Origin of the sequence: Cutibacterium avidum ATCC 25577 (assembly GCF_000227295.1) — a bacterium.
Lineage (GTDB): Bacteria > Actinomycetota > Actinomycetes > Propionibacteriales > Propionibacteriaceae > Cutibacterium > Cutibacterium avidum.
Window position 1 is genome coordinate 2,228,194 of record NZ_JH165054.1, and the last position, 13,385, is coordinate 2,241,578.

General features: G+C 64.5%; 9 protein-coding genes. 3 read left to right on the forward strand and 6 right to left on the reverse strand.

From position 1 onward, the window contains the following. Positions 1 to 145: 145 nt before the first annotated feature. Both HMPREF9153_RS09970 and rpsT read left to right on the forward strand, forming a co-directional pair. On the forward strand, positions 146 to 2,059 hold the full coding sequence (locus HMPREF9153_RS09970) for an alpha-amylase family protein (protein ID WP_004811707.1): 1,914 nt from the start codon (positions 146 to 148) through the stop codon (positions 2,057 to 2,059). A gap of 145 nt (positions 2,060 to 2,204) precedes the next feature. Next, positions 2,205 to 2,471, forward strand: a complete 267-nt coding sequence (rpsT, locus tag HMPREF9153_RS09975) for a 30S ribosomal protein S20 (protein ID WP_004811708.1) — start codon at positions 2,205 to 2,207, stop codon at positions 2,469 to 2,471. Positions 2,472 to 2,657: 186 nt separating this feature from the next. Here rpsT and holA read toward each other — a convergent pair whose 3' ends face one another. From holA to leuS, 5 genes are all read right to left on the reverse strand, one after another. Then, positions 2,658 to 3,656, reverse strand: a complete 999-nt coding sequence (holA, locus tag HMPREF9153_RS09980; RefSeq protein ID WP_036979796.1) for a DNA polymerase III subunit delta — start codon at positions 3,654 to 3,656, stop codon at positions 2,658 to 2,660. A 32-nt stretch (positions 3,657 to 3,688) separates the two neighbouring features. After that, a complete protein-coding gene (locus HMPREF9153_RS09985; RefSeq protein ID WP_004811711.1) occupies positions 3,689 to 5,437 on the reverse strand; it encodes a DEAD/DEAH box helicase in 1,749 nt (582 codons plus the stop codon). 113 nt (positions 5,438 to 5,550) lie between these two features. Further along, positions 5,551 to 7,833: a ComEC/Rec2 family competence protein gene (locus tag HMPREF9153_RS09990; RefSeq protein WP_036980163.1), complete on the reverse strand. Its 2,283-nt coding sequence runs from the start codon at positions 7,831 to 7,833 to the stop codon at positions 5,551 to 5,553. 40 nt (positions 7,834 to 7,873) lie between these two features. Next, the gene (locus HMPREF9153_RS09995; protein ID WP_004811713.1) at positions 7,874 to 8,728 is read right to left on the reverse strand and encodes a helix-hairpin-helix domain-containing protein; all 855 of its coding nucleotides are present in this window, start codon (positions 8,726 to 8,728) and stop codon (positions 7,874 to 7,876) included. Between the two features lie 152 nt (positions 8,729 to 8,880). Continuing rightward, entirely contained in the window at positions 8,881 to 11,361 is a 2,481-nt protein-coding gene (gene leuS, locus HMPREF9153_RS10000) for a leucine--tRNA ligase (RefSeq protein ID WP_004811714.1), read from the reverse strand. A gap of 142 nt (positions 11,362 to 11,503) precedes the next feature. On the opposite strand from leuS, the gene HMPREF9153_RS10005 reads away from it, so the two are divergent. Further along, complete coding sequence (locus tag HMPREF9153_RS10005; RefSeq protein ID WP_004811715.1) at positions 11,504 to 12,331, forward strand: VIT1/CCC1 transporter family protein; 828 nt, start codon at positions 11,504 to 11,506, stop codon at positions 12,329 to 12,331. Between the two features lie 19 nt (positions 12,332 to 12,350). Here HMPREF9153_RS10005 and HMPREF9153_RS10010 read toward each other — a convergent pair whose 3' ends face one another. Further along, a complete protein-coding gene (locus HMPREF9153_RS10010; RefSeq protein WP_004811716.1) occupies positions 12,351 to 13,355 on the reverse strand; it encodes a DUF4192 domain-containing protein in 1,005 nt (334 codons plus the stop codon). Positions 13,356 to 13,385 lie beyond the last annotated feature (30 nt).

The window sequence follows — 13,385 nt, forward strand, 5'->3', positions numbered from 1 at the left end:
TCAACTTCCAGTCTCTCACGCACCAGCGACACAGTGCTCAACCAGTGCTCACGGCCTGGTTCAACTCAGTACTCATCACGGCGCTCATCCCGTCGACCACACGTCAATCCCGACGGTCAGCTCCACACCCGATTAGGCTTGAATCATGGTCGCCGACGACAGCCTCCGACATGCGAGCCTCGATCCGTCCACCCAGCAATCCTTCGAACTGCGCTGGGAGCGTTATCTCCCCGATCTGTGGATCGGTCTCAGCAGGGTCTACGGCGATCGCGCCGACGAAACCTTGCAGAGAGTCCGGGACATTCTCGTGACCCGGATCGCCAAGCGCCCTGACGATCTCAAGCGTCTCGATGAGGCTCGGCTCCTTGAACCCGACTGGCTGCAGAAGCCGTCCATGATCGGATACGCCACCTACACCGACCGTTTTGCGGGCACCATCAAGGGCATCAACGATCATCTGGACCATCTGTCCGAGATGGGGGTGCGATATCTGCACCTCATGCCCTTGCTGCAACCACGACAAGGAGTCAATGACGGGGGCTACGCCGTCGCCGACCATCACACGATCCGTACTGATCTGGGTACGATGGACGATCTCGACGATCTGACGACCACGCTGAGGAGCCACGGCATCTCCCTGGTCGTGGACCTGGTCGTCAACCATGTGGCGGCCGAGCATGAGTGGGCTCAGCGAGCACGTGCTGGTCAGCAGAAATACCGTGACTACTTCCACGTCCTGAAGACTCAGGAGGAGGTCGATGCCTGGGAGAAGGATCTCCCGGAGGTCTTCCCCGACTTTGCGCGTGGCAATTTCACCTGGAACGACGACTGTCAGGGATGGGTCTGGACGACCTTCAACGAGTTCCAGTGGGACCTCAACTGGGCCAATCCCGACGTCTTCTGCGAGTTCCTCGACTTCATGTGCGAACTCGCCAACCGCGGAGTCGAGGTCTTCCGTCTGGACGCCATCGCCTTCATCTGGAAGAAGCTCGGCACCGGCTGCCAGAACCTCCCACAAGTCCACGACATCACCCAGTCACTGCGCCAGGCGATGCGAATCGTCGCTCCTGCCGTGGCCTTCAAGGCCGAGGCTGTCGTCGGCCCGAATGACCTCATCGGGTACCTGGGACGAGGTCGCCACTGGAGCAGGCTCTCGGACATGGCGTACCACAATAGCCTCATGGTGCAGCTGTGGAGCGCCCTGGCTGCCCGCGACGTCAGTCTCATGGAGACGGCCTTGAGCCGGGTCCCCGACAAGCCCTCGACGACAACCTGGGCCACCTATGCCCGGTGTCACGACGACATCGGATGGGCGATCGACGACGCTGACGCCCGCGACACCGGGCTGGACCCCGTCGCCCACCGTCAATTCCTCTCAGACTTCTACTCTGGGGATTTCCCCGGGTCCTTCGCCCGCGGCCTGGTCTTCCAGGACAACCCGGAGACCGGAGACCGTCGCATCAGCGGCTCCCTGGCGAGCCTCGCTGGATTGGAACGTGCCCTGGAGGCCGAGGACCCGGCCCTCATCGACGCCGCCATCGCCCGCATCGTCATGTTGCACACCGCGATCCTGGGGTACGGCGGCGTGCCGCTCATCTGGATGGGTGACGAGGTCGGAATGCTCAACGACGACTGGCAGCGCGACCCTGATCATACTGACGATAACCGATGGGTCCATCGTCCGGTGATGGACTGGTCGTTGGTGGAGCAGGCTCAGGCCGAGCCTCACAGCGTCCCTGGTCGAATCTGGCGCGGGGTGAGACGAGCCATCAATGCCCGTCGTCGCAGCCCCGAGTTCCATGCGTCGGTGGAGACGGTCGTACTGCCCTCACCCAGCCGCAAGGTCATCATGTGGGGCCGACCGCATCCAGAAGGCCGAATGATCGAGCTGTACAACGTCAGCGAGCAGGAAGTCTGGTTCCCCATGGAAACCCTCCGATCGGAACTCGACGACGTCGTCACCGAGCTGCTGAGCGGATTCGACTACGATCTCACCCCCATGAACCTGCGGCTTGCCCCATACGAGTGTCTCTGGTTGAGTGCCCGACCTGGATCCTGATGTGCCCACCACAATGCTCCGACTAGGGGTGAGACCACGAGGGTACCCGCTGATTTGGGGCGTACGGCGTCGATTTGGTAACATGACCTGTCGCGCCTGTTTGGCGCTTTCCACGTACACCGATCAAGGAATCAGAGGCTGCCCAGTGCCGAACATCAAGTCGCAGATGAAGCGCGTGAAGACCAACGAGAAGTCGCGCCAGCGCAACAAGGCCGTCAAGTCCGCCCTGCGCACCTACGTGCGCAACTTCCGTCGCGCCGCTGAGGCCGGAGACGTCGAGGTCGCCACCAAGGCTGCCAAGATCGCCAACCGTCAGCTCGACAAGGCCGTGTCGAAGGGCGTCATCCACAAGAACCAGGCCGCCAACCGCAAGTCGGCCATCTCCAAGAAGCTCAACTCTCTGGCTGCCTGAGTCTTCCTCTCCCCTTCAGGGGATGCACAGAGCGCCTCGACCCACTGGGTGGTCGAGGCGCTTGACGTTCCTGTCGTGGAGCATGTCAAGACGCTACCGCCAATCATGCGGCCCGGCCAACCCAGGAACTCCATCGGACCTGACACTCTTCAGAGCCTTGGTAAGGATACGGCCCGGGGCTCTGGTTCAGGATTGTCGGGCCCTCTCGACGTCGATGAGCATCGACTCCAGGGCGTAATCGGCGTCAACTGCGGCACCCTTGACGGCGGCGTCGCAGGTACTGACGAGCCGAATTGCCTTGGCCGCTCCAGCCTTGCTCCAGGACCGAGCCTGCTTGTTGAGGGCCTTGAGTTTCCATGGCGAGACGCCGATCGCCTGAGCCAGCTGTTTGTCCCCCATCCGCTGGCTGCGCATGTCCAGGAACAGTCCCAGGGATCGTAGACCGCGAGCCATCGCGGCCGTCACCGCTGCTGGCTGAACCCCGGTCGACAACCCCCAGCGCAAGGTTTCCAGGGCATCGGGAAGCCGTCCTTCCAGGCTGGCGTCGGCAACATTGAATGCCGAGATCTCCGCCCTGCCACCGAAATAAGTCTTGACGGTCTCGGTCCCGATCCGGCCATCCGGTGAATCGCTGGCCAGCTGGTCGATGGCCGCGGCCAAAGTGCGAAGATCGTTGCCAAGGGCTTGGTGCAAGGCGTCGTAGGCGTCATGATCCATGTCGAGATGGGCTCGACGAGCCTCCTTGGCGATGAAGTCAGGGATGGCCCAAGGCTTGGGGGGTCCCACCTTCACCGTCTCGATCTTCGCCTTGGAGAGCTTGGTCAAGAGCCCCTTTCCCTTCATCCCACCGGGATGGACGAGGACGAGGCACAGGTCGTCCGAGGGTTGTGACGCCGTGGTGACGACCAGGTCGAAGAGGTCCTTGTCGAGATCAGCGATGGAATCGACGACGACGATCGTCGCCTCGCTGAACAGGGACCCTCCGGTGGCTTCCACGAACCGGCCCGCGTCGACCTCGCGGCCCTCCAACTCAACCAGTTCAGCCTCTGGGACCTCCTGTCGGGCGGCTTTCACCCGAGCATCGACGGCCCTGTCCGACAACAGGGTCTCCGACCCCTGGACCAACAATGCTGTGCCGTAGACCGAACTCACTCTCCCAAGGATGCCAGAGGATGCCGTCAGGATCGCGTCAGGTGGTGTTCTGTCTCGTCAGAGGATCAGTGAGAGTGCAGCCACTCCAACCGGGTGCGCAGCAGATCCATCGGCGCTGACTCATTCTTGGGGCCCGGCACCTCTCGGTAGAGCTGCCCCCAGCCCGCCTGCGGGGTGAGGTCGTGATGGCGGGAGTAGTCGAGCAGGGCTCGATGAATCTCTCGGCGCATTTCGCGCGGGTCACTGATGGTGTCATACACCGAGCCACCACGGCGCTGCAGGGCGACGAGGTCGTCACGTCGGGCCTGCCTCTCCTCCGCTGCCTTCGACGCCTTGGAGGCACGGCGAGCCGAGGCGACGCGCCGGGCCTGCTCGGCGCGGATCTTCTCGTCACGGGCCAGCAGAGCGCGCTCCTGCTCAGGACTCAAGAGGCCGTCGAGGGCGAAGAGTCCGCCATCGGATGGGAGGGGAGCGTAGGTGTCGATGACCTCGCCGAGGATGGCATCAGAGGCGACGGCCTGCCAGGTCCCGGCATCAGGGTCAGGCTCGGAGCGTTCCCGGGTGTCGAACTCCTCGATGAGGTCCGGCTCCTCGGGCGGCCCGATGACGTGGTCGCGAGTCTCCTCCATCTCGGAGGCCATGTCGAGCAGACGTCCCACTACTGGCAAGAAGACCGTGGCACGCTCGCGACGATTGCGCGCACGAACCACACGCCCCACCATCTGTGCGAAGAACAGCGGGGTCGAGGCCGTCGTCGAGTAGATCAGCACGGCAGCGTCGGGAACGTCGACCCCCTCGGTGATGAGGCGCACACAGACCGCGCAGATCTTGTCCGGGTCGTCACGGTAGACGGTGAGTTTCTTGGCCGAGGCCGCATCCTCGGACAGGATCACCGAGGGCTCATTGCCCGTGACCTCTCGCCAGACCTCCGCGTATTCCTTGGCCACCTTCTGATTCGAGGCCGGGATGAGCACCTTGGCGTGCGGGATCGTCCCGGAATCGCGCAGCTGGTTCACCCGCGCCCATGCCGCGGCCATGACATGGGCGATCCACTCCCCGTCTGAGTCCAAGGCGGTACGCCAGGCCATTTCCTCGTTGGCCTTGGTGAGTTCGGAGTCACCGAGAATGGCGGTGTGGGTCTCCCCCAGCGCGTCGGTCCAGGTGGATCGTCCGGTATAGGTGGCGAAGGTGACGGGACGCACGACCCCGTCACGCAGGGCGTCACCGTAGCCATAGGTGTAGTCGGCCACCGACTCGAAGGCGCCGTCGCCGACTTCCTCGTAGCGGACGTGAGCGATCCTGGCCTCATCGGAACGGAACGGGGTTCCGGTAACACCGAGGCGTCGCACCGCGCCCGAGAAGGCCTCGATGACGCCAGATCCCCAGCTCATGACGTCGCCGGCGTGGTGGATCTCGTCGAAGATGACGAGGGTGCGCATGTTAGTAGACCGGGCTGCGTGGAGGGTTGGTTTCTGGGCGACCTGGGCGTAGGTGACGACGCAGCCGTGGCAGTCGGGCGGAAGCGCCTCAGCATTCGTGGTGTCGCGCAGGTCAAAGCCGAGTCCGCGGGCCGCACCTATCCACTGGGTGCGCAGATGGTCGGTCGGGCAGACGACGATGACACGGTTGATGACGTGGTCCTGCCACAGGTGAGCCGCGACGGCCAGGGTGAACGTCGTCTTGCCGGCGCCAGGGGTAGCGCACACCAGCCAGTCACGTGGGCTGGAAGCCAGGTACGAATCCAGCGCCTCCCGCTGCCATGTGCGCAACCGCATCGGCATGCGAGGCCCTTTGGTCGTGAACCGTGACGCCACCTGCTCTCCTTCCCGTGAGGGCTCACCTCAGGTGAACCGACCGCTCAGATTAGCGCGCTCGTCCGACACCTCCACATCGACGAATCTCCCTGCGACGCGGAACACGGGATCAGTCATGATCGCGTCTGCACCAGGACGGTCCCACCACTGCGCGCCAGCAGAACCGTACTTTCCTCGTCAGTGCGGTGAACCTGCATCCCCATCTTCTTGGCCAGGGAAATGGCCTTGTGAGAGGGATGTCCGAAAGGGTTGGCCTTACCTGCCGAAATCACCGCGACGCTAGCCCCTGTCGCGGCCCAGAAGTCGTCGTCCTGATGAGCAGATCCGTGATGGGGAACCACGAGGACGTCACTCGACAGATCAGCGTGATCTGCCAGGACGTGGCGCTGCTCACCGAGCTCGGCATCTCCTGGAAGGAGAACTCGTAGCCCCTCGACCGTGGCCTTGACGATGACGGAGGAATTGTTCTCAACGGCAGGTTCCTCCTCCGATTCGTCAGCGTCGACCAGGTGGATTCCACCGAAAAGCGTGAGACTCGCCGTACCAACCGTCATGACCTGGCCCGGGTGTGCGACGAGAACCTGTGCTCCCATCTGGGTGGCGACCTGCGTCACCCGCTTGGCTGCCCATTCCGGAGACGCCAGTTGAGAGACGACGACAGTCGTCGTCGGCCCATGATCACGAATGACGTCCAACCCGTCGATGTGGTCGCCGTGGTAGTGACTGAGAACCACCATGGGCACCTGGTTGACGTCTAGATCATCGAGGCACCGGCCCAGCCTGTCAGGATCAGGACCAGTGTCGACGACGACTGCGGCACGAGGGCCAGCGCGCACCAACGCGGCACTTCCCTGCCCGACGTCGCAGATGGCCACCTGCCACGCCCCCGGCCAGCCAGGGACAGGAGGGCGGACGACAGTGGCCGCAACCACCGCGACGCCTGCCACCACCGTCAACCATGGCCGTGCCAGGACAGCAGGTGTGATCAAGGCCAGGCCCAGACACAACCCACCGAGGACGACGAGGGCCGTCCCTCCCGCTGGCCAGGTCAACAGGCCAGCCGGAGCCTTGGCTCCCAGGTGCGCGATCCAGATGATCGGCTGGACACACCATCCCGCCAGGCGTCCCAACGGCACGGCCAGCGGTGGCCAGATGAAGGCCACGAGTCCAGCCGTCATTCCCAGGGCCGAGGCGAGCGGAACGAAGGGAGCTGCGGCCAGGTTGGCGACCAGACCGGTGGTGGAAACCGTCCCTGCCATCCAGGTGACGACTGGCTGGGTCGCAAGCTGGGCGGCCCATGGCACGGTGACGGCCGCTGCCAACCAGGTCGGCGCCCACGCCATCGCGGTCGTCCAGGGTCGGGCCCACCACAAAATCCCTGCCGTGGCGCAGGCGGACAGCCAGAATCCCACTGATCGCACCAGCCACGGATCGACGAGCATGAGTCCGGCCACCGCGACCGCCAAGGTCCGTACTCCCCCGCGACGATCGAAGGACACCCCGGTCGCCGCCATGGCGACGGCTCCCATGGCAGCTGCACGCACCACGGATGCCTCTGCTCGACACACCGCGACGAAACCGACGACCCCGATCACCGAGAGCACGCGTAACCCGCGCCTCCTCATGCCGCACCACGCTCCGATCCACCACAGCAAAGCGGTCGTGGACGCCAAGTTGGCTCCTGAGACGGCCATGAGGTGGGTCAATGCAGTGACGCGGAAGTCCTCCGACATCTCCTCCGACACCGCCGCGGTATCCCCAACGACCAGGGACGGCACGATGGCCCGCTGACCGTCAGGGCACCTTGCCACCGCCCTCACCAGGCCGGCGCGAAAGCGATTGACGGCACGGTCTAGCGGACCGGCGGGAGCGACAACCTTGGGCGGTGAGCGCAGCTTCATGACAGCCGCTTCCGAGCGTCCCTCCCGTGGCGGGGTCAGCAGCCCACGCACCTCGATCTGTTCCCCGACGGACAGCTTCGCGGCTGCGGCCGATCTCAGCCCCGTTGCCATGACGACGACCTGTGTCGACTGCCTGATGACCCGGTCCTCGGTGGCGACGCGACTGACAGCGAGGGTGATCATGACCATCGGTCCTCCCGACCCGTTGCCGTCAAAGGTCCGTGGCTCCACGGTCACCCGACCTGTCACGGTCACCATGGCCCCTTCGTCAGCCAGCTCCGCCACTCCCATGCCATGGACGATGTGGTCGCGCATTCCGGAGGTGACAAGGACGCTGAGACCCACGAGGGCCGTGACGACCACGAGCCATCCCTTGCGCCGTGCTGCGATCATGCTCGCGAGAAGCCATCCCGCAGCAGCGACGAGGATGAGCCGAGGCCGACCACTGATCCCCAGTGCAGCCGCCACACACGCCGTCACGGCGACCGGAACCATGCGGACGTCAGGTGTGACGGCCTGCTCGCCATGGCCATGCTCAGACCGTGGCATGGGGTCTGATCTTCTCGAAGGTCTTGGGACCGACCCCTGAGATTTCGCGCAACTGATCGACCGAGGTGAAGCGACCATGTTCCTGCCGCCACGCCACGATCCGACCGGCCATGACCGGCCCCACCCCATCGATCGACTCGAGCTCACCCTGGCTCGCGGTGTTGAGATTGATCGGAGCGCCAGCCGCGGACGGCCCGCCGGCGGCCCCACCAGTATCACTCGGTCCGGTTCTCTGAGTCGCTGTGACGCTGCCAGTCTGACCAGGCGGGGCCACCATTCCGTCCCCACGAGCTGGAATCCATATCTGGCAGCCATCACAGACCGGAGCGGCAAGGTTGAGGCGTCCCGGGTGAGCTCCAGATGCCATGCCTCCAGCTGCTTCGACGGCGTCAGCAACCCTCGCGTCGCCAGGCACCGTGTAGACCCCGGGATGCCTCACCCGCCCCGCCACGTGCACCTGGACACTCTGATTCTCGGTGGGAGCTGGTGAGGGGCTCAACACTGCCGCTGGAGCAGACGCAGATCCCTCAGGCGTCTCCGCATCGCTGCTGGCTGCGCCCGGCAGAGTCGCACCTTCTGGCACCGTCGAGACGACCACTGCCCCAGCAGGTACCTCGGCGGGTTTGGATCTCAGCAAGACGACGGCCACCACTGACAGCACCAGGACGAGCAGGATGCCCACGGCCGAGGCGTGGACACGGGTCACTGACCGTGTCGGCCTTGGGGCGTCATCCTCTGCCGGTTCCTCCGCCGCGGGGGTGGCAGAGCGTCTGGGCCCCGTACTTCGGGCAGGCAGCCGCGCCATGAGGTCCTCAAGACGTTCTCGGTACTCATCGCTCATACCTTCAGTTGTCGTCGCAGGACCTGGAATCCGCCACCTTTTTCAAATCTGTGGACAACGCAACGCGGCGGCGAGTCTGTTTTCCACAGACTCGCCGCCGCGTCGTCGGAGTGTCAGCTCATGACCGGCATGATCACGAGGACTTCAGGGGGTCACTTCGCGACGATGGAAATCATCTTCGGCAGACGGGCAATGACCTTGACGATCTCCTTGCCCTCGGTGAACCGCTGGACGTTGGAGTCAGCCAGGGCCAGCTCACGGGCCTGCTCCTCGGTGATGTCAGGGCTCACCTGGATCTTGGCACGAACCTTGCCCGTCACCTGGACGACCATGGTCACCTCCTCGGCGACCAGCAGCTTCTCGTCAGCGGTCGGCCACTGAGAGTTGGCGACGGACGGCTCGAGGCCGAGCATCTCCCACATCTCCTCGGCCAGATACGGGGCCACCAGGGAGAGCGCCTGGGCGGTGAAGGTGACGGCCTCGCGCACCGCCGGGTCGACCGGGCCACAACCCGAGTCAATGGCCTTGCGGGTGGCATTGACGAGCTCCATAATGCGCGCCACGACGACGTTGTACCGGCCGCCGTCGAGCAGCTCGGTGATGTCGGCGATGCTGCGGTGAGTCACACGGCGCAGGCCGACGTCGCCATTGGTCACGTCGACGTCGGGGTCGCTGGTGACCTCGGAAGCCACCCGCCAGGCACGCTGCAGGAACTTCAGGATCGAAGCTGGGGAGACGTCCGCCCAGTCGATGTCCTCGTCCGGCGGACCGGCGAAGATGACGGTGGTCCGCACCGCGTCGACGCCGAACTCGTCGATCTGCTTGCCGAGATCAACACCGTTGCCCAGCGACTTCGACATTGCCCGACCCTCATTGATGACCTGGCCCTGGTTCATGAGCCGCTGGAAGGGCTCGGTGAAGTCGAGCATGCCGAGGTCGTGCAACACCTTGGTGAAGAACCGCGAGTACAGCAAGTGCATGGTGGCGTGCTCGACGCCGCCGATGTACTGGGCGACCGGCATCCAACGACGCACGGCGTCGGTGTCGAACGGCCCCTGGTCGAAGTGCGGGGAGCAGTAACGCATGAAGTACCAGGACGAGTCCACGAAGGTGTCCATAGTGTCAGTGTCACGCTGGGCGTCCTCGCCACACCTGGGACAGGAGACCTCTCGCCACTCGCGAGCCTCCTCACCGGCGAGCGGTGACTTGCCCTTGGGAGCCAGCTCGGCCCCGCGCAGATCGGGCAGCTTGACCGGCAGCTGGTCATCGGGGACAGGGACGTCGCCACAGGTGTCGCAGTGAATGATCGGGATCGGACATCCCCAGAAGCGCTGACGGCTCAGCAGCCAGTCGCGCAGACGGTAGGTGATCGTCGGCTCGCCGATGCCCTTGTCCCCGAGGAACTCGCACATCTTCTCGATGGCCTCAGTCTTGGTGGTGATGCCATCGAGGAATCCGGAGTTCTGGTATGCGCCGTCACCGGTGGTGGCGATGCCGGACTCGCGCGGATCGGCCTCGCCGGTGTCGATGACAGGGATGACGTCGATGCCGTACTTGCGGGCGAAGTCGAGGTCACGCTGATCGTGGGCCGGCACGGCCATGACGGCACCGGTGCCGTAGTCAGCCAGCACATAGTCGCCAGCCCACACTGGAATCTTGGCCCCGTTGACGGGATTGGTCGCCTCGACACCGAGAGGCACACCGGTCTTCTCGTACTCGGTGGACTGACGCTCGATCTCGGACTTCTTCTTGACCTCACCAAGGTAGGTCTCGAAGTCGGGACGGGCTTCGTCGGAGACGATCTCCTGGGCCAAGGCGGAGTCGGGGGCGACGACCATGAAGGTCGCTCCATAGAGGGTGTCGGCGCGAGTGGTGAAGACCCGCACCGGCTCCTCACGACCGTCGATGGTGAAGTCGACGTAGGCCCCCTCGGAACGTCCGATCCAGTTGCGCTGCATCGACAGCACGCGATCGGGCCACTTGCCCTCGATCTGACCCATGTCGTCGAGCAGACGCTGGGCGTAGTCGGTGATGCGGAAGTACCACTGGTTGAGCTGACGCTTGGTGACGACGGCGCCGCAGCGCTCGCAGCAGCCGTCCTTGACCTGCTCGTTGGCGAGCACGGTCTGGTCATTGGGGCACCAGTTGGCCCAGGAATCCTTGCGGTAGGCCAGCCCCTTCTCGAAGAAGCGATTGAACAGCCACTGGGTCCAGCGGTAGTACTCCTCGTCGGATGTGTGCAGCCTCATCGACCAGTCGAAGGAGACGGCATAACGCTTGAAGGAGGCTGCCTGAGTGTCGATGTTGTTGTAGGTCCACTCGGCGGGGTGGGTGCCGTGCTTGATGGCGGCGTTCTCGGCCGGCAGACCGAAGGAGTCCCAACCGACCGGGTGCAGGACGTCGAACCCGCGCAGTCGCCAGTAGCGCGCAAGCACATCGCCGATGGCGAATGCCTCGGCATGACCCATGTGGAGGTCACCGGAGGGGTATGCAAACATGTCGAGGACGTAGCGGCGCTCCTTGGAACCGTCGTCAAGGGCTGCGAAGGTGTGGTTCTCCTCCCAGTACCTGGACCACTTCTCCTGGGCTGCGGCTGCGTCGTAGCCCGTCGTCTCGCGCACCTGGTCGCTCACGTCACACCTCTCGGATCCACTACGGGTCTCACCGACCCGCGACACATACGGACCAGAGTTTAGCGAAGCTGCCCCACACCTACCGCCAGGATTCCCTGTCCTTCCTTGTGAACACTCGTTGAACACGAGCACAGTTGGTGTCATGAGCACCACGGCACACCGCGCGAACAGGTCAGTCGGGAAGACCGAAACGGCCTCCGTTCCGGCCATGTCCGCCCTGGCCCCCGCCGACGACGCAACGTCGGCCGACTCCCCCGCCCCAGCCCGCAAGCCTCACGAGGCCGACAAGGGCATGGGAAGCCTCAACTCCAAACTCAACTGGCTGCGTGCCGCGGTGCTCGGAGCCAACGACGGCATCATCTCGACGGCAGGCATCGTCATGGGTGTCGCCGGCGCCACCATCGATCGCTCCTCCCTCCTCATCGCCGGCTTGGCTGGGCTTGTCGCCGGTGCCCTGTCCATGGCCGGCGGCGAGTATGTCTCCGTGAGCTCACAGCGCGACATCGAGAAGGCCGTCATGGCCAAGGAGGCCGCTGAGCTGCGTGACTTCCCTGACGAGGAGCTCGAGGAACTCGCCGGGATCTACGCCGAGAAGGGCCTGTCCGAGCAGACTGCTCGTCAGGTTGCCCGAGAGCTCACCGATCACGATCCGCTGCGAGCCCACGCCGAGGCCGAACTGGGTATCGACCCTGACGAGTACACCAACCCCTGGCACGCGGCCTTCGCCTCGATGGCTGCCTTCACCGTCGGCGCCTTGGTCCCGTTGCTCGCCATGGTGTGTTCCCCGACGGCAACCCGCGTCTACATCACCATCGCCGCCACGATGATCGGCCTGTTCCTCACCGGTCTGGGGTCAGCCATCGCCAGCGGCAGTGGCAAGGCCCACCCCATCGCCCGCAACATCATCGTGGGCATCTGTTCCATGACGATCACCTATGTCATCGGTCACCTCGTCGGTATGCAGGTCTGACTGTCGTCGCCGCTGTGACTTATTCGCCCACCTGCTCCGCCGGGAGTGGGTGGGCGATCAACGTTGGGTCGCGATCCATGATCTCCCATAGCTTGGGCGGCACGAAGGCGTCGACGATGACCATCAAGGCTTGTGGCAGGTCCGCAGCCCCCACCATGGATTGACATCGGTGGGCGCACACTGACGCCACCGCCCCGTCTCCATTCAGCCACCCGGCCAGCCCGCAGAGGGCCAGCGGGGCCGGGGCCAACCGATCAGGGATCATTCCGACGGCTTGGCTCCAGACCGTCAGCCATCTCGACGCGTGCTCCCGTTCCATCGTCATCCACAAGGTGCGTGCCACCTCCGGACGCTGGACGGCAACGGCCATTTCAACGGCGGCGGCATCATCAATCGGTGAACCGGACCTCACGAGGGCACGGCATCTGGCAGCGACGACATCATCACCGCAGCGAGAGAGTCGTCGTCGCGCATTGGTGATGAGTCGACGAGTACCTGGGTCACAGGTTCTTCCGGGCCCGGACAGCTGATCGACCAGGTTGGTGCGGCTCGGCAGAACGGTGAGCCCCCGATAGACCGCCTCGGCAGCAATCTCCGGGGCGGGAATGTGCGGGTGATTCTCCCCGCAGCTCCGTTCATCGCCGAAGATACTGCGCCAGCTCTCACCATCTGTCCAGGCAGCGTCACTAATGTTCATGCCTTCCATCGCCCGGATGGCCAACACCAAGGCAGCCACGCCACGGTCTTGGTCCTCGGTGAAGGCCAGGATCACCGTCCGTCCTTGCCCTGCCAACGAGACGACTCGGGATGCGAAGGCGTCCATGGCCAGGGTCAGTTCGACGTCGTCGAGATCAACCCGGGCGACGAAACCTTGGCAGGTCGCGCCATCGTCAGCGACGATGAGGAGCAGGCTCTCGCTGGGTTGGAAGCCGAGCAGGTAGGGCGCCAGGGTTATCGCCTCGTCGACGGTCCTGACAGTCAGTGGATCACGGTCATCGGTGGTGGACGAATGCAGTGTTGTCATACCTTCAGTTGTCGTCCCGACCCCGTGAAA

Coding starts and splice junctions, on each gene's coding strand:
- HMPREF9153_RS09970 (WP_004811707.1), top strand. CDS start 146: ATGGTCGCCGACGACAGCCTCCGACATGCGAGCCTCGATCCGTCCACC.
- HMPREF9153_RS09990 (WP_036980163.1), bottom strand. CDS start 7,833: ATGGTTCCGGTCGCCGTGACGGCGTGTGTGGCGGCTGCACTGGGGATC.
- HMPREF9153_RS09995 (WP_004811713.1), bottom strand. CDS start 8,728: ATGAGCGATGAGTACCGAGAACGTCTTGAGGACCTCATGGCGCGGCTG.
- HMPREF9153_RS10005 (WP_004811715.1), top strand. CDS start 11,504: ATGAGCACCACGGCACACCGCGCGAACAGGTCAGTCGGGAAGACCGAA.
- HMPREF9153_RS10010 (WP_004811716.1), bottom strand. CDS start 13,355: ATGACAACACTGCATTCGTCCACCACCGATGACCGTGATCCACTGACT.